Source organism: Cryobacterium sp. Sr3 (genome assembly GCF_004402835.1).
Lineage (GTDB): Bacteria > Actinomycetota > Actinomycetes > Actinomycetales > Microbacteriaceae > Cryobacterium > Cryobacterium sandaracinum.
This window is the reverse complement of sequence record NZ_SOFA01000009.1, coordinates 1-23,066: the sequence shown is the minus strand read 5'-3', so window position 1 is coordinate 23,066 and position 23,066 is coordinate 1. Positions and strand designations below refer to the sequence as shown.

Genomic DNA, 23,066 nt, shown 5'->3' with positions numbered 1-23,066 from the left:
GTCACTGCACCAGGGTTATCCACCGGCGAACTTGCGGCGAACCCAACTAGGCGGGGACTTGTTTCCCGCACTTGGCACACACGATAATGCCGGTTTTGGTGTGCAAACTTTGTGACCAGCGCGCGACGCACCACTGATCAAACTCTTACGGCCAGAGCTTCGTCCTGGCGTTAACCCCCACGGCCTCGGCACAGTTCACGCATGACACGGTCACCCCATAGGGTCAGTAACGTGCTGGATGACCAAAACCTACTCGTGCGTGAGTATCTGCGCGTCTCACTCGACCGCTCGGGCACGGGTAAGAGCCCCGATCAACAACACGACGAAATCACCGCAGAGGCGCATAGGCGCGGCTGGCAGGTCCATTCCAACCTGTACCGCGATGACAACCGCAGTGCCAGTCGGTTCGCGACCAAGCGCAGAGAGGGCTTCGCGCAACTTGTCGCAGACCTCGATGAGGGCAGATTTGAAGCTAATTTGCTCGCGATCTGGGAGTCGAGCCGAGGTTCTCGCAGGACGGGAGAGTGGATCGATCTCATTGACCTCTGCCGCGACCGTGGGGTTCGGATTTGGGTTCTCACGCACAATCGCGTGTACGACCCGAGCAATTCCCGCGACCGTCATAGCCTGCGCGAAGACGCATCCGACGCCGAATACGAGTCCGACAAGACCAGCGAGCGACTTAAACGAGATATGCGGGCTGCCGCCAAGAGCGGGCGACCTCACGGAAAAAATGTGTACGGGTATCAGCGGATTTACTCAGTGAAACCCAACGGAATGCGGGTCCTCGAAAGAGTGATTGAACACCCCGACCAAGCTTGGGTCGTGAAGGAAGCAGCGGCGATGGTACTCGTGGGCCGCTCCTATTACGACATCGCAGCCACCTTCAACGAGAAGGGCATCCCGCCACGACGCCCGGCGCGCGAGGTACACCGCAAGTCGATGGGGTGGACCGCCCCCGCTGTGAAGCAGATGCTGACCATGTCCGTCTACACAGGCAAGCGCGTGCACAATCCAACCGAGGGTGAACTCGCGACATACGAAGGCATCTGGCCTCCGCTGATCAACCCGGAGATTTGGAAAAAGCTTCAGCTTGCTATGGGCTCACGGGGTTTCAAGTCCAACAATTGGCCAGCCAAGCATCTACTCTCCGGCATCGCTCTCTGTGGAGAGTGCGGTGCCCGCATGCGTGTCGGCCGGCAGAACGGCGGAGTTCAGAAGCATGACGAGAACGGCGAGCGACTCCCCCGCCCTCGGTACCACGCGTATGAGTGCATCGGCGTGCCGGGGCGCCCAGGCTTTCACGTTTCGATGCGCGAGGAGCACCTTGACCTGATCATCACGGAGCTCGTGCTGGCTCGCTTGGAACGCCCTGATTTCCTGGCAACGTTGGGCGAACAGGACGAGGATATCAACGCAGAGCGCGATGCGGTTCTGGAGGAGATCCGAGGTCACCAGGAATGGCTTGAGCAGGTTGCGATGGAGGCCGAGCGTCGCCGCGACCTGCGGATGCTCACAGAACAGCGCGATCTTGTGGAACCCAAGATTGAAGATGCACGGAGAAGGCTCGAATCGCTGGCAGCCGCTGACCCCCTCGTGCTGGAGCTGGCTCAGTCCGGACGGGTCCGCGAAAGGTGGGCGGAACGGGAGAAGTCCGGTGACATCGTGTGGCAGCGCCATGTGATCAAAGAGCTAATCGTCCCAAGAATTCACCGCGTACCGCCGGAAGCGGTGGGGCGAAAAGGCGCTAATCCAGACCGGGTCACCTACGACTGGCGATAGCTCGGAACAGAAGCGTCGGTGCTGGCTCCACCCCGGTGCTGGCTCCACCCCGGTGCCCGGTGCCGGCTCCACCCCGTCGGGGTACGCCGGGGTGGGGACGCCTCCCGCCCTCGATTAGGTCAGGCCGACGGCTCGGGCTCGTGCGATCCAATTGGTGGCCGTGCGGGCCTGGAGGCAAAACGTTTCGGCCACCGCCTTCGCCGGCGGATAGCGCACAATCGTCGCTAGGCGATATACAGTTCCGACATTCGTCAGATCGATGCTCACCGATCCCCCGTTGGGCGCCTTCCGATATGGCTTGAGCTCGGGTGCGACGAAGTCCACGACGGCAACACTGAGCGCCGAGGCGTCGAGCTGAAATGTGCGCGGGAGTATCCAGCGCATGACGCCGAGGGGCGTCACAGTGCGCAGTAGTACACCTGTGACTTCTTCATCCTCTGGCGCCACGAGGGTAAACGAGCGCAGTGTGTAGTAGCCGAGCAGCTGACTGTACACAGCTTCAATCTCGAGTCGGAACCCCTCGTCGAGGGCCGCGCCACCCACATCGGCTGACGGCACACGACTCAGCGGCCCCCCTGCACGCACGAGGCGCGGTATCGCAATGCCTGGGTGAACGTCGATGAGTCCGTGTGACGCACTGACGTTCCAGTCGCGTTCGCGCAGTTCGGTTTCTGGAGTAATGGGCACGAATCGGATCCTTTCCTAGTGTTGACATGCATAGGAAACGTAACTAATGTAGCAAACATAACAGAACAGCAAGATCCGGCGGAGCCTTCACTCAACACAATCCATGGCCGGAAAAACTCAATCTCGATGCGGCGGCCTCTTCGGGACACGACCTACTTAGGAGTGTTCCGTGATACCCAGTGATGCATCGACACCCACATACGACGACCTGCGTTGCGCGCTCACCGTACCGCAGGCGGAGGACACAAGCGGGCGATCGAGCTACGTCCTTCGCGACGATATCCGCACCGGACGGCTACCTGCCTACAAGGTGGGCGGGCGCTGGCGGATCCTTCCTGCCGACCTCGATGCGTACCTGGAGGCGCTAGTCGCCCCCTCGCGGGGCACCCGATGACCGCCACGCTCCTTGCGCGAACCGAGAAGTCGCCGCCGATGACGGAACTTGAGGCGATTCGCGCGTGGGCGCGCGCTGAGGCGGCTTCTGCACCTGCTCTCTCTGCCCAGCAGGCGTTGCGACTGCGCGGCCTCTTCTTGGGCGGCGGTGGTCACAAGTGAGCACAATCGGCGGACGGCCCGCAGACCAAGGCTTCGGTGGAAGCCCCGCGGCCCGTACACCCGTTACAAGCCGCGCATTCGAGTATCCCGGTACACACCAGAGCGACGACTCCGCACTCCCGCGAGTCCGATGGGGTCTCGGACAGTCTCCGGTTCCGAGGATCAACTCGACCATGGCAACGACGCCCGGCCACTCGGGTTTCGCGCGTGGCTGGCGAGCGAAGCGGGGCTCCGCTGGGCGAGCAAACGGAGAGCGGGAGAGCAAGGGGAGAGCAGCAGAATCCCCCTTGCTCTCCGCCGAGATGCGCACCACGACGGGGAAGTACCTCAACTGGGAGAGCTGGAGAGCAGGAAATGGAGATCTCTACGCGGGGCAGTGTGTGTGCACGCTTCTGTGCGTGCGTACGTGCATGACGCACACGCACACGCACACGCACACGCACACTCGTGATGGCCTGAGGCACGCCGTCCTGCTCTCCTGCTCTCCAACACCGTGGAAACGGCCGCTGCTCAGGGGAAATACTCGGAGAGCAAGACGGAGAGCAGTCACCGGGCGTGCCCTCCCGCTCTCCTCAGTGAGCGTTTACCTCGCGCGTTCGCGTCCGCTCGCATACCCACCGCGCCATTCAAAGGGCCTCAGCGAGCCTCTATCAGCGCTTTCGCGTCGCCCGCGCCCTGCGCTCGAGTTGCTGCGACTTCAACACCATGTCGCGCCGGCGTCCTTCTGACGACTCGAAACGCACCGGCTACCTAAATATATAAAGGGCCCCGCAGCAGCTGGAACTGCTCGGGGCCATGAAGGAAAGACGTCCTCAATGACCAATCTAGACGGAAACGACGAGAATCGCGCCGGATCTGGTGACTCTGCCACCGATGTCGACTCGCCCCTCGACGACTACCTGAATCTGACTCGGGAGCACGCGCAGGAGCTTCGCAACAGCGCGATCCCTGCGTCCGTGGCGGCCGAGCAAGGCATCCGCAGCGCGTACGTGCGCGATGACCTGCCCAAGTATGCACAGTGGATCGCCAATCGTGGCGACGGCGTGTTCCCGACGCTTGTTTTTCCGATGACGCACCCGGACGGATCCGAAACCGGGCAAGTAAAGCCAGCCCCAGACAGCGTCAGGACGCCCGCGGGGCTGTTCCGCAAGTACGTGTCTCCTGGCAAGGAGGGTAACCCTCCGACGCTGCCGGAGCTGCGCGCCGTGAAGGACCCCGAGGTCGTCCTCATTGTCGAGGGCGTCAAGCAGGCTCTGGCTGCACTCGCTTGGGCCCCTGACACCTGGTCGATCTACCGCATTGCCGGCATCTGGGCTTGGCGAGTCGCTGGTGATGGCGTTGACGAGTCCGGCTCCCCCACGCCGTTCCTGGCCGTCGTCCGGGGATGCCCAGTAGTGATCATCCCCGACGCGGACGCGAAGACGAACATCCGCGTCTACGACGGCGCTGCGGCGCTCGGCGAGGCATGCGAGGGGTACGGCGCCGCAAGCGTCAAGTTCGCTCGTCTGCCCGGAGCCGACAAGGATGGGCTCGACGACCTGCTCGCCCGGCAGTCCGGCGACGACGCCCGTCACGAGCTGCTGCAGGCCTGGGTTACGAACGCAAAGTCGCGACCTGCCGATCTGCCCCAGCGCCAACGAGACCAGATGCGCAAGGCAATCCGGGACAGGGCAGCCACCGGGATCGCAAACCTCGCAACCACCGGCAACCTACTCGACGGCCGCGTTGGCATTGACGTCAGCCGGGACATGCGGCAGGTGTCCCTGGACCTGCTCGATGCGCTGATCCAAGGCAGCGGCGGCGTGCGGGTGTTCCAGCGCGACGGCGAGTTAGTCCGCGTGCGCCGTAGCCGAGACGGAAAGAATCAGAATGGCGTGCTGAAGGCCAGCCCACTCACCCGCAGTGCGCTGCGTCGCGAGCTACTTGACGTCGTGTACCCGTACACCACGCCGAACGGGTCGATTCTGCCCGCCGGGCTGGCCGACGCGCTGGTCGACCTCGTCGCGGACCACAGCGACCGGTTGCCGTGGCTGTCTGGGATCACTCGCTCCCCCCTCGTCCTGACCGACGGCGCTGTCCTCACCACCCCGGGGTACAACCCGGAAAACAGCGTCTTCCTGGACTTGGCTCCCGATGTCCAGGGCATCGTCGTGCCCGAGCACCCAACCGACGCGGACCTCGCTGCCGCGGTGGCGCTCATCCGCGACGAGCTTTTCGCGATGGACGGTGTGGGCGGGCTCGATGGGTGGGCGTTTGCGTCTGAGGCGGATCAAACGCACGCCATCGCCGGCCTGATCACACCCGTCATCCGGGCGAACGTAGGCAAGGTGCCCATGCTCGTCTTCGACGGAATTCATCGCGGTGTCGGCAAAGGCGGTTGCCTCGACGTCATCCACCGCGTCGCATTTGGCGTGCCCGCGTCCATTCAGACAGCGCCGAAGTCGGACGAGGAAATGGACAAGCGAATCACCGCCAAGCTGCGGGTCAGCGCAGACACGATCAATCTTGACGAGGTCCAGGATAAGGACGGCACATCACGTCTCGATTCCAACTCACTGGGCGCTGTTCTCACCTCGGAAATATATGAGGGACGAAAGCTCGGGACGTCTGAGGTCCTGAGCTTGCCGAACATGGCGAGCTGGTACGGGCTCGGCAACAACGTTCAGATCCCCGGCGACATGATTCGCCGCGTGTACACCTGCCGCCTGGCCTCCGACCGCACCGACCTCGAGACGCGGGATAATTTCAGGCACGACCTGGACTCGTGGGTACCTGAGAACCGTGCAGAGCTCCTACGCGCCGTACTGATGCTTGTTCGGGCCTGGTACGCAGAAGGGCAGCCCGAAGCTACAAAGCCGTTCGGATTCAAGTCCTTCACGGAGTGGCAGCGAGTCGTCGGCGGCATCCTGCAACATGCCGGGATCAACGGCTTCCTGTCGACCGTGCTCACGGTCAGAGAGACCGCCGACAGCGAGGCCGTGGACAACGGTGAGCACTGGGTGTGGGTCGAGGGCCGGTTCCCCGTCGGCACACGATTCGGCGCTTCCGAGGTGCTCGCTCAGGCGAAAGCCGACCCGGATGCGTCCCCGCCGTACGGCAAGGCGTGGGATGAACTGGACGCACGCAAACTCTCTATGTATTACGGCCAGCACCCTCGCTGGTATGAAGGCCTCCGCATCCGCAAGGACGGGAAGGTACATGCGGGGGGTAAGGCGTACGTCATCGAACGGCTTATTGCCGGTGTCACCCCGCTACCTACTCCGTCCTCTCGCCCTGCCCCGGGTCCCGCTGCGGCCCCTGCACCGGCAGGCCCGCGTCCTGCCGCCGGCGCTGCGCCCGGAGAGCTCATCGAGTTCACGGGTCGCCAGGGCTTCACGCAGCGGGTCGCTCGGGCGATGCCTCCGATGAGCGGGAAGACGATCGCAGAGCTGGGCGGTGATGCGTCGTGAGCACTCTTTTCTTGGACCTTGAAACCGCCGACGCAGATCGGCTGTGGGACTACGGCCCAGGCTTCGTTCGACTCGCCGGCTTCGCCGTTGGCGATTCCCCAGTGGTCACGACCACGGACTTCGCCATGGTGGTCGAGATGATCGAGAAGGCCGACCTCGTCGTCGGGCACAACGTGCTCGGGTTCGACCTGCCTGCCTTGGAGCTGTACTACGGCCTCGATCTGGCGGGTCTGGTGCGCGAGGACCGCGTGATGGACACACTGCTGGCTGCCCGACAAAACGATCCACCGCTTTCGGGGAAGGTTGACGCGCGCCGGTACAACTTAGATGCCCTCGCCAAGCGCTTGGGACTTGACGGGAAGCTCGCAGGAGACTGCGGCTCCGCTCTCAAGACACTAGCCCGTGAGTTCGAGGGGTACGACAAGATCCCCGTGGACCATCCGGACTACGTGCGGTACCTCGTGCAGGACGTTGAGCTGGTGCGCGAGCTGTCCAAACACTTGGTCGTCGATGACTACCTGCGGCGAGAACACCGTGTGATGTGGAGACTGGGTCACATTGCGCAGCACGGTTTCCGTGTTGACTTGGATCTGGCGCAGCGGATGGTTACCGAGCGAGCTGAGCGCATTTTCGCTCTGAAGCAGCGGCTGCACAAAGCTTACGGTCTGCCTCTCGAGGGCAAGAAGCCGCACACGACAACGGCTGGAATGCTGGCGCTTGAGAGGGCGTTCATCGACCTCGGTGTCACGCCACCTCGGACGCCAACGGGTGCATTGGCAACGGGGAAGGAAGCGCTGACCGAGCTTGAGTCCCAACACCCGGAGAACGTGGGCTTGGTGGAGTTGTGCCAGACGATTCGAGGTTTCAACGGGGAGCGGTCGATGGCGCAGACGCTGTTGAAGCACAGAAGCTCAGACGGGCGTGTGCACCCGGGTGTGGCTGCGGTACAGGCCACAGGGCGGATCAGTATTACCGACCCCGGACTGTCGGTCATGGGCAAGCGTGATCGGGGCAACATCTGCGAGCGAGCGATGCTCTTGCCCGACGTCGGGCACGTGCTCATCGGCGCGGATCTGTCGCAGATCGATGCTCGTGCAATGGCGATGCACTGCCAGGACGAGAACTACATCGCGGCGCTGGCGCCGGGCAAGGACATGCACGACGAGATGGCAGCGGCGGTATTCGGTGGAGACGGTTGGGTCCGTGGCGCCGGCCATCACCCTCGGCGCGGTGACGCTAAGGCGATCACGCACGCAACAACCTATGGCATGGGGCCAGCGGCGCTGGCGGCCAGTGCCGGATACAGCCTTGCCGACGCTGAGAAGCAACTCGCGACGCTGGAGCTGAAGTTTCCAGGCTTGGCTGCGTTCAAAAAGTGGATACGCGCTGATGCCTCCCGTCAGGTAATCGCCAATGCGTTTGGTCGCCGGATGCGGGTGCAGCCGGGCAAGGAATACACCCAGGCGCCTGCGCACATCGGGCAGGGCACAGCACGCGATCTGATGATGGAGGGCGTTTTGCGCCTGCCTGAGTGGTTGTTGCCAGGCTTGCGGGCCATCGTCCACGACGAGATTGTGCTCTCCGTCCCTGAGCACCGTGCCGATGAGGCGGAGGCGGCTGTGCTGGACGCGCTTCAATTCGCCTACCGGATCGCGCCGGATGCGGCCTCGGTTCTTGTTCTGGCCGACAGGTCTGATCGAGGGCGCGACTGGGCTGACTGCTACCGCAGCGAGAAGAAGGGATGGCCCGAAGTCGCCCGCGACCACCGAGAACTCATGACGTGCACCTATGTGGGCTGCACGTGGCACACCACTGACAACCAAAGCCAGGAAGGAAGAGCAGCATGAATACAACGAGAGGGGCATCAGCTCCGGTTCGCGTCTCCCGTTGGCTGACCGCTGTGGCCACGGTTTTGGTGGCTGGTATTTCCATGCTCGCCTTCGTCCTGTCGTTTGAGGTGTTGCGTGACCTCGCGTCCCGCTCAGGCATCCCAGCCGATATTGCGTGGGCGTGGCCATTGATCGTGGATGGCAGCATCGTCACTGCAATGCTCGTGATCTTCGCGTGGCGCGGTCGTTCACGCCGTGCGACAGCGTGGCCATGGGTCACATTGTCGGGATTCGCCACCGTGTCGGTGGTTGGTGCTGGTGTGCACACAGCAGCCGTATACGACCAGGCCCAGGGCATCTCGATGGCGTTCGCAATCTTCGTGGGTGCAATCCCGCCGGTCGGGCTGTTGCTCTCCAGCGAGATGCTCGTGCGCCTACTGACACCGGCAGAAGAGCTTGTCGCAGAGCTGGTGTCTACCGGGGACGCTGTCGTACCAATGACATCTGTGCCTGTCAGCTTGACAGTGGTGGATGACACTGCGGTCGCGGACACTGTCGCCGCGGTCACCGTCCTCGATACGGGCGCGGCAGAGGTTGTCACGCTTGACGCGGTCACTGACGCGCCTGCCACTCGTGCGCCAGAGGTTGTCACGCCCGTGGATCAGATGACGCGCTTGCACACAGTTGAGTCAATCCCGGATGACCGGGCAGGACAGGTCAATTGGATCGTGTCGCGCGCCACGACAGGGCACGACGTGACAAAGGAAACTCTGGCGCAGCAGTTCGAGGAGTCAGGAAAGCCCTTGACCGACCGGACAGTGTTGCGTCGTCTCGCGGATGCGCGCAAGCAGGCTCCTGACATTTTGCGCGCCAGCTGGTGAGAAGTTTCCGAACTACTGGAACACGAGAAGGAGAACTGGCGTGACACCGGCGATCGCCGCACATCGTCAGGACCCCGCACACGTCTCCGCTTTCGAGCCTGGCAGGGACGATCACACCTGCCGTGCCTGCCGTGCCTGCCATGCCTGCGGGCGATCGTGCACGACGAGATCGTCTTGTCGGTCCCGTCGGACCGCGCTGAGGAGGCCGAGACCGCCGTGCTGAAGGCTCTGCAGTTCTCCTTCGCAATGCACGATGCGGACGATGCCGTTCTCATCCTCGCCGCCAAGTCCGAGCGCGGTCGTGACTGGTCGGACTGCTACAGGAGCGAGAAGACGGCGTGGCCCGAGGTCGCTCGCGACCACCGTGACCAGCTGGCGTGCCTTGACGGGCACTGCACGTGGCACATCGAAAAGAACGAGACCAGGAACGCAGCTGAGGGCCACCGGCTCCGCATATCGGTTTCGCACCCCATAGACCGAGTCCCTCTAGTAGGGGCTGACAAACGACAACGAACAAACGAAGGAACGGATCTCCGATGAATGACTTCCACAGCACCGCCACTGCGACGCAGGTAGGCCCCTGGGCAACGAGGGTCGAGCCCAGGCGTAAAGTGCCGAAGACCGATGAGCAGCTCTTCGCCGATGCCGAAAAGCGTATGGGTCTACTCCGCGCGAAGGTGATCGCGAACCGCGATCGGCAGCGCATGGAGCTGGTCACCGACTTGTACGCGACGTACGGCGTCGAGGCCGTCACGGACGACATGAGCGAAAGCCAGTGGCTCCAGACGCTCCGAGCCAAGCTCGGCCTGTAACGGCTGCCTGACACGACGAAGCCCCGCATCACCGTTCAGGTGTGCGGGGCTTCGTCGTGTCAGGCAGCGTCTCGGGAGGGCAACGCCCTCCCGCACGGGTTGAGTATCGAGAGGGGCAGCGCCCGTCTTGATCGGGGTCGAGTGGGCAGCGCCCCCGCATGCAAAGGGCAGACCATCGAGCGGAGCGAGAGGGACCGCCCGGTCCGACCGAATCATGGAGCGCAGCGAAAATGATTTCGGTCGGATTGCTTGCCAGTGGTCTGTTCACTAGACTGCTGAGCACGGGACCAAGCTTCGAAGAAGCGGAGTTCCGGATGCGAGACAGGCTAGTCAACAGACCACACGGAGGGCGCGGGCTATGAGCGAAGCGAAGAGCTGGGAGCGCCCGACGATGGCCGAGGCGGACACCCCTCAGGTGGCCGCCGAGTCCTTTGCCGTGAGCCGCGGCGCAGTTGCGATCGAGAGGGCTGACGAGCGCAGCTCGGCCCGCCCGGTGAAGGACGTTGTCGTCACCGTGAGGATGACGGCCGACGACGCAGATGACCTCGCGTTCGTTCAAGCCGAGCTCGGCGCAGCGTCAGGACCCGACGCAATCCGCGAGGTGATCAGGCTCGTCGCGTCGCTGCAGCGCGACGAGACGCACCAGTCCGCAAAGGCTCAGCGCCCCGTGGCCGCCGTTGACGAGGCTCTGCTCGCGGAGGTCCGCGACGCAGTCCGAGGCGTCACGACGAGCTACAACGAGCGCACGCGCGAGCTCCACTTCATAGGCCACAACTGGAACCAAATAGCGAAGGTCGCGAACGCTATGGGCAAGGTCGACACTGATGCGATTCGCGGCGTCGAGCGTGCTCTGGTCGATATTCGCATGCAGATGACGGCGGATGCTGAGCGCGACGCGAAGCTACTGGCGGTGCTGCCATTCCAGTCGTAGTGATCGGTAAGACGGCGGTTGCCGCACGCTTGCTGAGATACACCGAGAAAGAAAAAGCCGGCGGCACTGAGCCACGCGTTCTGTACTCAGAGGGCATCCGGTGCCGAGTCCCCACCGCCGAGCGGGAGTTCGCCGCGGTGCGCCGTGTGCACGGCAAGCAGGGCGCGAAGCGGAAGGTCCCAGCGAAGTACGAGCTGCCCGAGCCTGGCGAGGTCGCGACGTACGTCCGGCGCGCGCGTCCGAACGGGCGCAAGTACTGGGCCGTCGCAGCAGGCAGCACCGCGGCCACGCACGTCCGCCGCGAGGGTGACGGCTACGTCGACGAGATTCAGGCCGTGCACGTCATCGTCAGCTTCGGTCTCGACGAGGTGAACCCAGACGATCCCGAGCAGGTGCGACAGTCGTTTGAGTTCGTCACAGCGATGATGACCCGGCTCTACCCGGGCGTTCAAATGAAGCTCGTTGGACAGGCCGACGGTTTGGGTACGGCAACACTCGATGGCTCACCGGGCCGAGCGTTGTTCCATGTTCATGCAGTCCTCCAAGCGGTCGTCGTCGAGCGGATGGAGGTTGACGGCCAAGTCTGGGAAGCCGGCCGCAAGATGTCCGGCGCGCTCACTGACATCGGCCGGCTGCGCGAGCGTGCTGATGACTTCATCAAGCAGCATGGCGCCGAGTACGGCGTCGAACAGAAGCTCCCCTCGGTGACGGAACGGACAGCCGAGAAGCGCCGCACTCGGGACCGACGCATGGCCGCCAAAGGTGAGATCTCGAACCACGACATCATCCGCGCCGCCTTCGAAGACTCGATGGAGGACCCTCGCTCCGTGGACCTTAGCGGTTTCGTCGAGGTCATGTCCGAGCACGATGTGACCGTGAACCACCGTGTTAGTCGCGCGGGGAAGCCCGGCGAGAAGCACGCGTTGTCCTACCGGCTGGACGTCATGAAAACGCCAGTCCGCGGCACCACTCTCGGCGACCACTTCGCCTTCGACAGCACCATCCAGCAGCTCGAAGCCAATGCCTCTGGCCAAGAGCGAGAGCGGCGCCCCGAGAAGCAGCGTGTCGGCGCCCCGAAACCACTTCCTGTGCTTTCTGCTCAGGAGCTCGCCGATGCTCAGACCGTCGTCGAGCGGCTCGCCCGCTCGGAGCGCGCAGCGCAGGCCGAGGACCAGGCGGCGGCCGACTTCTTCCCAGCCATATTCGAAGACTTCGAAGCGGCGACCGAGGCCGATCGCCTTGGTGACTTCACCGAGCTGGCCCGCCTGGCGAATGCGAACCGCGAGAAAGACGCGACACGGAAGGCGCAACAGGCACAGACCACCGCGACCTCCTCCCCCGACGGCACGGCGCAGGCTCAGCCCGTGATCGCCCCTGATCCGCGAATGACCGCTCCTGCCGTGAAGCCGTCCATCGAGGAACGGATGAGGGCCGCGCTGGCCGAGGTCGACGAACAAGCGAACGCAAACACCCAGCGCATGATCGCTGAGCACATGAAGGCAAAAGCCCCCGTTACTGAACCACAGGAGCTCGATGAATCGGCCGCCACGCTGCCCGAGCAGCCAGCTACGTCTTCAGTTCCAGGCGGTGTGTCGCTCTCTGCCCTGCGTGAGGCCAATGAGGCTCAGGAAGCCCCGCAGACGCCTCCCCCAGCAACCATGGAGCCCGACGTTACTGAGGCGAACCGGGAGCCTCTGTCTAATGAAGAGGATGAGGATGCTGAGAAACTCCTCACGATCAACGGACGTAATCGCCGTCTCCGTTTGCCGACAGTGTCACCCGAGCAGCACACGGCGAACCAGGCAATGACGCCCGCGCAGCGCAAGAGGAGACTGGAGCATCCCGAGTGGTTCACGGAGTCTGAGCCAACCACGAAGCCCGGCAAGCCGGGCCACGGACTCGAAGACTGACGATGGGAAGGGTGCTCGACCAACAACGTCCCCGCGCCACGTCTCCCGACCTGCAAATCTGCTGGGAGCCTACGCGCTGACTGACCGTTGGGTGAGTCGACGGTTCGCTCATATAAGAGAAGAATCCGCCATACGGCAAGGTAAAAGGCACTTCGGGGGTCTATCTACACGCTGGAAACGACGGCGAAATGCCTCTAGTCTGCCGCTCATGACCCATTCCACGTCCGCCCACGACAGCGCCGACGGACAAGTCGGTCCGCCGCCGGCATTGGATGACGCCCTGCGACAGCTCGGAGAAGCGATAGACCAGGTAGGGGGCGACTCGGGCTTCCTAACCCGCGCCTTGACCGAATTCCTGCTGAGCCAGAGGCCCGTCTCAACGAGCTGGCTAAGTGAGAAGCAGGAGCGGTTCCTGATCGAATCGGGAGCCTTCACCGCGAAAGAGTTGGCCTCGACATCAAAAGAAGTCAACAAAGGATCGCTGCAGCTGGGCGCGGCCGAGGCATGGCTGTCCAACCTGTTTGCCACGATGTCGCTCGAAGACGCCACCGTCTTTCTGGGGTGGAACGACGAAGCCGTGCGGACTGCCGTGTCCGAGGGACGCCTGTACGCGATCGAGGTCTCTGGCAGGTTCCGATTCCCTGTCTGGCAGTTCAATGTCGGACACCCGAACAAGCTCATTCCCGGGCTCACCGAGATCATCCAGGTCTTCACCCCGCGGTGGGACTGGCACAGCGTCGCTGGATTCATGGCGACGCCGCAGTCAAGCCTCGTCGCCGAGGGGCGTCAAACCCCCGTGGAGTGGCTCCGTGACGGGGGCGACGTCGACGCTGTTAAGCAAATCGTCGAGTCGGACGACTGGTGGTGAGCATGTTCGTCGAGCTCGCCGAGGCCTCCAAGCGTCCCCGCGGACAGCTCGAGACCCATCCGGAAGTTGCGCTTAGATGGCACCGCTGACTCCGACCGACGAGACGCACGTGGTCATCGCAGGCGACTGGCACGGAAACGTCAACTGGATTGGCAAGGCCGTCCCGTCGATCGCTCGAAACGCCCCTGGAGTGCGAACGATCCTGCACGTCGGCGACTTCGGGATCTGGCCCGGTGCAGGCGGCCGCAAATTCCTCGACGCCGTTGACTTCTGGTGCGCCCGGGCCGGCATCTCGCGTGTGCTCGTCACACCGGGCAACCACGAGAACTGGGACTGGCTCGAAGAAGCGTTTGCGTCTGAGCCCGGAAACCCAGTTGCGCTCAGCTCAGTCGTTGAAGTCCTCCCCCGCGGTTATCGGTTCGAGATCGGGAAGAGGACCTTCGCATCGTTCGGCGGCGCCGCTTCCGTGGACTCTGAGATGCGATCAGAGGGTATCGATTGGTTCCCCGGTGAGCTACCCACGGAGCAAGACGTCGAGCGAGCCATCAGCGGCGGCCCGGCAGATGTCCTGCTAACGCACGAAGCCATCGACGGTGGCACCCCGGCCTCGGAAGACATGCTCAGCAGCAATCCGATGCGTTGGAGCCCGGAAGCCCTGGACTACTCAAGCCGGTCACGCGCGCTCGTCACGAGGGTCTGGGACGGCGTGGCCCCGTCGTTGGTGTTCCACGGCCACATGCACTTAGCCGATCAGGTCACGCTGCCCGCTTCTGGGCGGCAGGTTGTGTCGCTCGGGCGTGATGGTCAGACGCGGAATCTCGCTCTCCTTGATCTCGCGACACTGAATTGGCGATGGCTCGAGCGCGCACCGAAGGAAATTCGGTGAGCGCCATTATCCTCCAGCCTCTCGGGCCGCTCGGCAACGGGTCGTTGACCGATCGCGTTGTGCCGCTGACGAAGGGGAGGAAGCCGCGAGAGGTTGTGCGCACGTATCCGTTGCCGAACTCCGCGAACGTGCGCAAAACGGAAGCGATCGTCGCGATGCTAGCCCCCTGGCAGGCGGGTCTGGTCCGAGTGCATTCAGGGCTCACGCGAACGCGTTTCGAGGGCGCGCACTTTCCGAAGTTCCTCGACACGAAACCTCTCGCCGAGACGAGTGTCTTGTCTCAGCGGCAGTGGCAATGTGTCACGAAACAGGCCTTTGCGGCTACTCGGTCGTGGGAAGAGATAGCGAAGCAGCGCGTTGCTGTCCTGATTCGCGGGTCGAGAATACCGAAGAACACCCAATTCTGGCTGTATCGGGTGAACGCCTTCCGGGCGTGGTGGCTCAAAGACGGTTCCCTTCTTCTCCCAACGGATGAGGAGGCGCCACCGGCAGCCGCGTATCGGTTGTCGCGCCAAATGATCAAGCAGGTGACTCGGTCGCACCCGCGCCCTCGTCTGGGTTCAATTCGCACGATGCAGATGGACAGCCTGATTGCGAACGTGGAGCGTTCGCGCGCGAAGACCTTCGATTACTGGGTGAAAATTTCCACCCTGGATCGAGGCCACCCCGTCATGGTTCCGTTGTCGTCGTATAGGCACATGGAGACTGCGCCCGGCCGGGTGCTGCACTACGCGCAAGTGCGCGTCGACACAGATAACCAAGTGAGTGTGAGCTTGCTGCGAAAGAACGCTCTGGCACAACTACGCACGGATGGCACTGTGCTGGGCCTGGACTGGGGCTTGTCCCACATGTTTGCGACGTCGGCCGGGCAACTGCTCGGCAACACCATTTTCACCTGGCGCAAAGAGCGTGATGCGGAACTTCTCGCGCTGACACGCGCCCTGCAGAAGCAAGGTATCAAGCCCAACGCGTCACGGCGTTACCGGGCGCTGACCCGCCGCATCCGCGAACACACGGTGAACGAAGTCAACCGAATCCTGAACCAGCTGTCCCGGCGCAGTATTCGAGCGATCGTGGTCGAGAGACTCGACTTTCGCGGCGGCAGCATGAGTCCACGCATGAACCATCTACTGAGCAGATCCGCGAGGGCTACCGTCAAAGCGAAACTCACCTCTCTCACGGAAGTGGCCGGCATCGCGGTGACGTATGAGAACCCTGCGTATACGAGCCAGCAGTGCGCGAGCTGCACCAACATAGACTTCCGCAACAGGAGCGGAGAACTCTTCCGCTGCCGGTTCTGCGGACGAAAATCCCACGCTGACATCAACGGAGCACGAACAATTTTGGGACGTTCCCACAATGATTCTGTTCAACTCTGGATGTATCGGGGGACGGTCAAGAAGATCATCGACGCTCAATTCACCCAGCACTGGGGTTCACCTCCAACTGGGCTAACTCGGCGCCGAGCACCCTCTTCGACCCGCGTCGAAAAAGCGCACACGGCCTTTGCAGTTGGCCTCGCCGGGCTCCAACAGCCGGCCAACGCGATTCAAGAAACTTCGTGAAAAGCGAAACTGCTTGGTGTACTTGCTCACGCTGACGGCGCAAAGGCTTTCCCGCCATCGCGTCCGCTTCCGGCAGGAGAAACTTAGCGCCGATAGTGCGGATAAGTGCGATTATCACGGGTAAAAAACCACCCCCTTGAACCGAGATGAGGCTGCGCAGAAAAAGGGGGCTGGCAGCGCGTCGAGGCGGATTTGCGTCCGGCCCGTTCCCTGTCTCTGACATGCTGGGCGGATGGGCCCGGTATTCGACAATCTGCGCGACTTCTGCGGCGCGTTCCTCTTTTGGTTCCCGGATTTCGCACAGTCTCCCGGGTTCGCAGGGTGCTTGGCCGTCGTCGCTGCCGTTATCGCCTACATCGCGACGACGAAGAACGCCCGCAAGGAGCAATGGTGGAAGCGCGCCGAGTATGCGTTGAACCTGACCCTGGCGGCAGAGGAGACCACGCAGATAACCGGCCTTGAAATGCTCGACGCGCTCGAATCCAAGACCAAGCCAGAACGAGCGTTTATCGAAGCGGCAACGCAGTGGTTCCTGGACAAGGGGCCTACGGGGTTATCCGCTGGTCCTGCCAGCGAAGCACCTGCCTACGAAACACCGAGCAGCGAATTACCGTCCGCTGACGACGATGATGTGCCTATACCAATTGGCAGCCGCGCTCGAATTTTCAGTGCTGTACGTGGTATTTTCAGGCTACCTCACGCATAATTAGTGCAGGAACAGGAGGCACAACATGACGATCAACGAGATTCAGCAACGTCAGAGTGACAGCCGACCTAGCCCGAAAGCTCAGGCAGTAGCCGCGCGTGTTCGGGTGAACGCAGACCGCCGCGTCGGCGTGGAGACGCCGAAGTGGATCGTCAAGCTTTCTCAGACACCCGCCGCGAAGTAGTTTCTCTTCTCGCCAAGACAGCGAGCTCGTAACCGGCCAGATGTCTTTTTCGAGTGCATGCCGCAGATCGGCGCCGTTAAGCAGGATCTCGGTGCGCGTTGCGTTCGCGAGTCTCCACTTCACGTCACCATCGCGGCCCGGCAGGATCGAGCGCACGGCGCCACGTTCGACACAGCTGCGCGACTTGAGCGACCAGGGCGTGCGTGACCAGATCGTCGCGGAAGCGCGGGAGGACGCTCACGCGACGCTGCTGAGGGACAAGCGCGCTGCTACTCGTCGGGGACAGGCCGGCTAGGAACGTCGGTCAGGACAGTGCCCTCAGCCCGACCGTAGCGAGACCCCTCGAACCCTCCACGCGGGCTGTGAACCTGATACCTCCAGGTATCAGGTGACTCCGCAATGAATCAGGTGTTCAGGTAACTTTCGGCCGGAGGGCCCGCACCTAAATGGTGGTTGTCATTGCTAAACACGAATTAGAGCAGGAACAGTGGTGCTTAGCTCCTTCAGCGCCTAGACGTCGTCGAGCAGGGCCTGCGCCGGTTGATGGTGTCGAAGAGCGCGTTGGATTGCCAAATAAAGTGTCGCCTGCCAAAGCGGCTTGCTCGGGGCGACACTTTATTTGGACAACGACGGCGACACTTTATTTGGCAGCCCGCTCGAGCGCAGGCGTCGGGGCGACGACATGCGCGATCGTTCACAGCCGGGAGTGCCAGGGCGCCGACATGCGCGATCGTGAACTGTCCTTTGCTAGGCGCTGGCGCGATGCGGTCCGGGGTGGCCGGCCTTGCGGATGCACTTGCGGCCCGCTCGAGGCATCTGCTTGCTGCACCGGTCTTCTTGACGATTGGTCATTACCCACTCGGCTGAGTCGAAGTGTGCGCCGCCGCGGGCACGTTGCAACGCAGCGAGGAGCGCTTTGGTCTTGTCGGGCCCGTTCTCGCCCCAGCCGCGCTCCAGAGCGGCTGAGATCTCATCCTTCGACAGAAGCGCTGCCATGGACTCGGACAGCAGCCCGGCCGCTACAGCAGCGCGCTGCTGTCCATCCGGCGCAGCCTCGGGGAGGTAGTCCCAGCCATCGAGACCTACTGACTCGGCGGCGACGTCGAGCAGGCTCAGCGCTTCCCAGAGCTGAGTGACCTCCTCGTCGGTCAACAGTCCGGAGGAGGCAAGGCTTGTGGCCAGGTCATAGACCTCGTCGTTTCGTCGAGGTCCGACGCAAAGCACGTAGATGCTCGCTACGTTCTCGTCGACGCGATAGACAACTCGTTTCGTCTTTTCTACGACGGCTACGGTGTTCCAACCGACGAGCATGCGGTCGTTGCCCCGGGCACTGAGTGTGTGGCTTCCGCCAGGATCAGAGCACAGGGCGACCACGGTCGTCATGATCTCGAGGCGTTCTACGCTGGAGCAGGCTTCCAGCTGCTCGACGAACACGTCGGAGAAGACGATCTCGGCCTGGTCGTCGGGAAGACGGTTGCCAGGCTTCAATAGCGTGCAGCAGGAATCTGCGCAGCCTGCAACCGCACAGCTCGCTCACGAACGACGGTCTCGTTGAGACCCAGTCGGGCGCACACGTCAGCCAAGGAGTTCTGACCGCCTCGAGCTTCGGCGAGATTCGCGTATGCCCCCAGAACCTCACGCGATGTGTCTCTGAGCACGCGCACTGTTTCGTCGAGGCGCTCTGCCGAGTCGATCACAGCAACGTCATGACCCATTCGCGTGAGCACGATACGCTGCTGGGCCGCATCGGCGGCAACCGCAGAGATCCCCTTGCGGGCGGCGGTGGATACGGGCATGCGCAGCGCTGTCATGCTTGCAACTGTACACATCTCTGTGCATTGTTGCAACGACCGCTATCAGCTTCGGCTAGAGCACGGGAGTTCACCTTGGTCAGCACTTCGCGCGCTGTCCGCAGAGAATTCAACAGCTATGCGGTCACAGGCCAGTCCGGCCTACCGCGGAGAAACGGGAGGTTGCCGTGAACATCTCCGATGAGTCCAACGCGGGCGCCGAGGTCGATGCTTGAGGTGTTCATTGTCGCGTCCTTCTTCTGCTTGTCTGGGTGAACGTGCCGCGCTCAACCAGCAGCATCGTCCCGGTTCTGTTGCTGATTGACGCCACGGGCGTCCTCCAGCGGATAACGCAGCGCGAGACCGTCGGCGATGCACGACTGATACGAAGCCTCGTGATCGTCTGCGCGGCGTGTGCGATGACGTGCCGGCGTCATGTGCCCGCTCAGGCTTCGGCAGCTCGCGCAGTGCTGCGCCTGGGCTGAGAATCTGCTGGCGTAGGGTCGCTGGGCGCCGCAGTCGTCGCAGAGCCAGGTCCCGCAGGCGGGGCAGAGGTGCGTGGCGCTCTGGGGTTCCTCGTTATTCGACATGGCTTTGAACCCTTCGTAGGACGTGTGTGGGAGGCCAGATGCACAGGTACTCGGCGTCGCCGCTTTGCCTCGATCATGCACGGCCGATGACCTGGTCAACGCTCGGCCCTGAGTCCCGGGAACCGCGTGCTACCCGAAGACGATGACTTCGTAGCCGCGGCTGCTGGCCCAGAACTGAGCATCGGACAGGACAATGTCCTTGCTCTGGACCGCGGCGATCCCGGTTGCGCGGATACGCGAGGCTGCGGTGGCCCACACGTTCTCGTAGCCACCTTGCAGGTCGGTCGCGCTCTTGCACGGATAGACGAAGATGACACCCTTGCCGGTCGCATCTTGAGTTGAATCGGCTTCGTTCTGGAGGTCGACAAGTGCGTACTGCTGATTCAAAGTAGCGCCAACCGCAGCGACGGTTGGCGCGGCCTGGGCCTTGACCGCTTCCACTACAGGCTCGGGCAGCGGCTGCGTCGGGTCGATCGTGACGACGCCGCCATCGGGCATCGTGTAGTCGCGCAGCGCGTTCTTGGCCAGCTGCTCCGTCTCGAACGCGGAGATCTTGCCGTTGCCGTCGCGGTCGCCGGGGATCACGGTCGGCGTGGGAGCCGCGCTGGCCGGCGCAGGGGCTGCGCCGGGGATGAGTCCAGCGACGTCACCGGCGGCGATACTGCATCCGGTGAGGAGGGCTGCGAGTGTGAGCGCTGCGGTGGCGGTGAGGATGGTGCGTTGAAACTTGGTCATAGTGGTTCCCCCCAAGGGATATGTCGGTGCCCGCTCAGCGTATTGGCTGGCGGGGGTGGTGCTGTGTCGCGTGGTGCGGGTGTTCGCGTGCGTCGTGCGGCGCCGCGCTCCGGCTCGGTGACCTGCTGCGTTACGCGGGACGCGAGTCGATGATGAACTGCATCATCGCGGTGGCCTCGCCGGTGTCGAACAGGGGGGCGAGGAGCTGGTTGAACTCCAGCTGGCGTCTGGCCGAGATGGAGATGGCGTCGTAGCTGTTCTGCATCAGGTGCCCGGCCATCATCAGCTTCGCCGTGCGCTTGTTGCCGTCGAAGGAGAACTGTCGCCTCGTCGCGGCGCAGAAGTACGCGATGGCTTGCTCACGTGGGTCTTCAACGTCTTCGAGGAGATAGGCCCTCAAGCGAGAGAATTCTCGCTTGAGGGTCGTGCCATTCTCGCCGGGCTCGGAGGCGTGGAAGGTTCCGAGGGCGCCGATGCTGACGTGTCCGCCACCGCCGGCTGAGCCCTCGCCGCGGAAGTGACCCGATTCGATCGCCCCATAAACGGCGACCTTTGCATGGATCTCATCGCTCGTTGCCTTGTCGAGGTAGAACTTGCTGGCACCAACAAGCTCGTCGGTGAGGTTGAACCCGTCGTTCAAAGCGAGAATCTGGTCCTGGTCCGCGATGCGGTGCCCGGTGACGGTGATGCCTTCGAGGAGGGTCTGCACCTCAGGGAGCGTGTACGGGTTGCCTTCCAGCGCGGCAGCGTCCCAGATGTACTCCGGCAGGGAGGCGCGGAACCGGCTGCGCGCGCGGTCCACAGTTGAGCGCTCGAGAAGCGACCAATCGACGGCGGACCGATCCCAGGTGATGCCCGTCTCCTCGAGCTGGACCTGCGTTGCCGAGGAACTGAGAGAGGTACGGGGCGCCGGCGGCCGGCCGGTAGCGCTGGCCGGCTTCGGTCTCGGCTGCTTCACGAAGCGGTCAGCGCTGACGGCCCAGGCTCTGTATTTATCCGAGCTGTTCTGAGGCTTGCTGGTCTCATCCATGCTTCACCAGCTCCGGGCGATGCGCTCTGCGGCTATTCCGAGGGCGCCTCTGATGCCGAAGGCGTCGAGCAGACCCTGGATCGGAGCCGCGAGCTTGATCTTGCCGTCCTCCCACGAGTCGACCTCGACGCCGGCGGTGTACTCGGCGATGATGAGGTTCGCCTTGTTGGGGCGAACCGTCTCCATGTTGTCCAGGAGTCGCGCGAAGCGGTGAGTATCTGCGGTGTGCACGATGTACGGGCAGGCGCTGGTGCCTGGCAGAGCACCGCCGTACAGGGCCCCCTCGTCATCCGGCACGCCGATTCGGTCGATGACAGCAGCGCCGGAAATCAGCCATTCTTGCTGGGAGAAGTCGCCGGCCGAGGCGAGCTTGAGCTCAGTAACGCGGCCGCGCAGAAACACAGTGCCGGGTCGGTGCAGAAGGCTCGAGCTCTGCCCGGCCTGCGAAACGATGTCCACCGGGTTGCCGTCTGGCACCCACCGGCGAAGACGCTCGACCCATTCGTCGACTTTCTTCGCCTCTCCGGTCGTCCCTGTGGTCAAGCCGTGCTGAGTCAGCACGTATGAAGCCTCGTACAGCGGATCAAGGATCACCCGAGCTGCCCGTGCCGCATCCGGGTCTGACAGCGGCGCCAGGGAGAGCACGAGCTCAAAGCCTGCGGCCAGGGCAAGCTCGCGGACGGTGCCAATGGCTGGGTCGACGAGGCCATCGCGTATCCGGTACTGCGTCGACCTCGCGAGCCCAGACCGCGCCGCGAGGGCGGACTTGGACAGCCCGGACCCCTCGATGATCTGGTCGATGATGCGTTGCATATGCGCAACTATATCTCGATATGTTGCGAGAACGCTACATAGCCCGCTTGCTGTCGCATTTATGCTCCACGCTGATAACTTTATCAGGCAACTCGGTTTGGGTGCGGTGCAGCGTTCTGTTCTCTGTGCCCAACAGGTGCAGGCGCTTGAGGAAGGCGTGGTCGAACGGCTCAGGCACGGCTCTTAACTTCTATTAATCTGTATTAATTCTATGAACAAGCAGGGCGCTTCGGGCAGGAACCACAGAGTCTGGCAGCTGCCGCGCACTCAGCGGGTAATCGTCGCGGACTTGCTCCGGCGCAAGCCATACTGCGCGTCATCGGATCGGTTCCTGGTCCAGCCGGGCACCCGGGCCGTGAGCGGCTCAGCCGCATCCATCATCGACCCCGGGCGGGAGCGGGTGTAGAGCCACTCGCCTGACGCCGTGGCGACCGTCTTGATGCGGCGGGTGAAGGCCTTCTTCAAGAGAGGCGTGTCAGCCGGGAACTCCTCGCTCATCCAGTCTGCGTAGAGCGCGTGCAGGAAATCGACCGGCAGGAAGTCCCAGCGGAACAGCTCAGCGAAGGCGTGCCAGAACGCGAGGATCTGGCCGTCGGCGTGGGCGTTGGCCTGCCTGTTAACGCCAACTGAAAACAGGGCCAGAAACGCCAGGCGAGTTCTAGGTCTCGTCGCAACACTCCACCAAGATTTGGAGTGTGAAGATGGCCAGACGTGGGCGCAAGAGAAACCTCAACCGCGAAGACGAGTATTGGAAACTCATACTTGCCGGGATCGGACCGATCGCCGCCGCGAAGCGCGTGGGGATCGGACGCACGACCGGTCACCGTTGGCGATCTCAACGTGGTGGGATCGCGCCGCTACGACTTGCTGAGGCAGACAGACACGAACGGTACCTGAGCCTGATCGAACGTGAGCGGATCGCTTTGTTCAGACGAGAAGGATTCTCCATCCGGGAGATCTCCAGGCGACTCGGCCGGTCACCGTCGACGATCAGCCGCGAGCTTCGCCGCAATATGCGCAAACACGACCGCGGCCAGTACGACGCTGTCCTGGCCCACGCACG

The 23,066-nt window shown here is 63.2% G+C and carries 22 protein-coding genes; 14 read left to right on the top strand and 8 right to left on the bottom strand.

The genetic code is table 11. From position 1 onward, the window contains the following. The first annotated feature begins 231 nt into the window (after positions 1-231). Positions 232-1,782 (top strand): recombinase family protein, encoded by a 1,551-nt coding sequence (locus E3N94_RS02840; protein WP_166790041.1) that lies wholly within the window; start codon positions 232-234, stop codon positions 1,780-1,782. A gap of 114 nt (positions 1,783-1,896) precedes the next feature. Here E3N94_RS02840 and E3N94_RS02835 read toward each other — a convergent pair whose 3' ends face one another. After that, the gene (locus E3N94_RS02835; protein WP_134569744.1) at positions 1,897-2,469 is read right to left on the bottom strand and encodes a hypothetical protein; all 573 of its coding nucleotides are present in this window, start codon (positions 2,467-2,469) and stop codon (positions 1,897-1,899) included. A gap of 1,370 nt (positions 2,470-3,839) precedes the next feature. Between E3N94_RS02835 and E3N94_RS02825 the strand changes: the two genes are divergently transcribed. From E3N94_RS02825 to E3N94_RS16395, 12 genes are all read left to right on the top strand, one after another. Next, a complete protein-coding gene (locus tag E3N94_RS02825) occupies positions 3,840-6,473 on the top strand; it encodes a DUF3854 domain-containing protein (RefSeq protein WP_134569742.1) in 2,634 nt (877 codons plus the stop codon). Positions 6,474-6,484: 11 nt separating this feature from the next. Next, on the top strand, positions 6,485-8,320 hold the full coding sequence (locus E3N94_RS02820) for a DNA polymerase (RefSeq protein WP_134569741.1): 1,836 nt from the start codon (positions 6,485-6,487) through the stop codon (positions 8,318-8,320). A gap of 53 nt (positions 8,321-8,373) precedes the next feature. Next, positions 8,374-9,183 (top strand): DUF2637 domain-containing protein, encoded by an 810-nt coding sequence (locus E3N94_RS02815; protein WP_166790040.1) that lies wholly within the window; start codon positions 8,374-8,376, stop codon positions 9,181-9,183. Positions 9,184-9,339: 156 nt separating this feature from the next. Further along, positions 9,340-9,723 carry a hypothetical protein gene (locus E3N94_RS02810; RefSeq protein ID WP_134569739.1) on the top strand — a complete coding sequence of 128 codons (384 nt, stop codon included), beginning with the start codon at positions 9,340-9,342 and terminating at the stop codon, positions 9,721-9,723. Beyond that, positions 9,720-9,995, top strand: a complete 276-nt coding sequence (locus E3N94_RS02805; RefSeq protein ID WP_134569738.1) for a hypothetical protein — start codon at positions 9,720-9,722, stop codon at positions 9,993-9,995. The genes E3N94_RS02810 and E3N94_RS02805 overlap by 4 nt, the downstream gene beginning before the upstream one ends. A 358-nt stretch (positions 9,996-10,353) precedes the next feature. Continuing rightward, entirely contained in the window at positions 10,354-10,926 is a 573-nt protein-coding gene (gene mobC, locus E3N94_RS02800; protein WP_134569737.1) for a plasmid mobilization relaxosome protein MobC, read from the top strand. After that, complete coding sequence (locus tag E3N94_RS02795; RefSeq protein ID WP_166790039.1) at positions 10,926-12,836, top strand: relaxase/mobilization nuclease domain-containing protein; 1,911 nt, start codon at positions 10,926-10,928, stop codon at positions 12,834-12,836. The genes mobC and E3N94_RS02795 overlap by 1 nt, the downstream gene beginning before the upstream one ends. A gap of 268 nt (positions 12,837-13,104) precedes the next feature. Beyond that, the gene (locus tag E3N94_RS02790) at positions 13,105-13,704 is read left to right on the top strand and encodes a hypothetical protein (protein WP_134569735.1); all 600 of its coding nucleotides are present in this window, start codon (positions 13,105-13,107) and stop codon (positions 13,702-13,704) included. A gap of 76 nt (positions 13,705-13,780) precedes the next feature. After that, a complete protein-coding gene (locus E3N94_RS02785) occupies positions 13,781-14,590 on the top strand; it encodes a metallophosphoesterase (RefSeq protein WP_134569734.1) in 810 nt (269 codons plus the stop codon). Beyond that, positions 14,587-16,155 (top strand): zinc ribbon domain-containing protein, encoded by a 1,569-nt coding sequence (locus E3N94_RS02780; protein WP_166790037.1) that lies wholly within the window; start codon positions 14,587-14,589, stop codon positions 16,153-16,155. Before E3N94_RS02785 ends, E3N94_RS02780 begins: the two co-directional genes overlap by 4 nt. Before the next feature lie 232 nt (positions 16,156-16,387). Continuing rightward, positions 16,388-16,861, top strand: a complete 474-nt coding sequence (locus E3N94_RS02775) for a hypothetical protein (protein WP_134569732.1) — start codon at positions 16,388-16,390, stop codon at positions 16,859-16,861. Positions 16,862-16,886: 25 nt separating this feature from the next. Next, entirely contained in the window at positions 16,887-17,045 is a 159-nt protein-coding gene (locus tag E3N94_RS16395; protein WP_158252064.1) for a hypothetical protein, read from the top strand. Between the two features lie 747 nt (positions 17,046-17,792). On the opposite strand, the gene E3N94_RS02770 is transcribed toward E3N94_RS16395, so the two are convergent. The 7 genes from E3N94_RS02770 to E3N94_RS02745 all read right to left on the bottom strand — a co-directional run bounded on the left by E3N94_RS02770 (position 17,793) and on the right by E3N94_RS02745 (position 22,540). Beyond that, a complete protein-coding gene (locus tag E3N94_RS02770) occupies positions 17,793-18,533 on the bottom strand; it encodes a hypothetical protein (protein WP_134451538.1) in 741 nt (246 codons plus the stop codon). Next, positions 18,530-18,856: a hypothetical protein gene (locus E3N94_RS02765; protein WP_134451536.1), complete on the bottom strand. Its 327-nt coding sequence runs from the start codon at positions 18,854-18,856 to the stop codon at positions 18,530-18,532. Before E3N94_RS02765 ends, E3N94_RS02770 begins: the two co-directional genes overlap by 4 nt. A gap of 698 nt (positions 18,857-19,554) precedes the next feature. Further along, entirely contained in the window at positions 19,555-20,160 is a 606-nt protein-coding gene (locus E3N94_RS02760; RefSeq protein ID WP_134569731.1) for a hypothetical protein, read from the bottom strand. Positions 20,161-20,290: 130 nt separating this feature from the next. Then, entirely contained in the window at positions 20,291-21,190 is a 900-nt protein-coding gene (locus tag E3N94_RS02755; protein WP_198416247.1) for a hypothetical protein, read from the bottom strand. Positions 21,191-21,193: 3 nt separating this feature from the next. Further along, positions 21,194-22,003, bottom strand: coding sequence for a hypothetical protein (locus E3N94_RS02750; RefSeq protein WP_134569730.1), 810 nt, complete (start codon positions 22,001-22,003; stop codon positions 21,194-21,196). 34 nt (positions 22,004-22,037) lie between these two features. Then, complete coding sequence (locus E3N94_RS16920) at positions 22,038-22,181, bottom strand: hypothetical protein (protein WP_206750947.1); 144 nt, start codon at positions 22,179-22,181, stop codon at positions 22,038-22,040. 89 nt (positions 22,182-22,270) lie between these two features. Beyond that, the gene (locus E3N94_RS02745) at positions 22,271-22,540 is read right to left on the bottom strand and encodes a hypothetical protein (RefSeq protein WP_241987047.1); all 270 of its coding nucleotides are present in this window, start codon (positions 22,538-22,540) and stop codon (positions 22,271-22,273) included. Positions 22,541-22,698: 158 nt separating this feature from the next. On the opposite strand from E3N94_RS02745, the gene E3N94_RS17020 reads away from it, so the two are divergent. Further along, positions 22,699-23,066, top strand: a 368-nt coding sequence (locus E3N94_RS17020) for a helix-turn-helix domain-containing protein (protein WP_241987044.1), incomplete at its 3' end; no start/stop codon positions are given.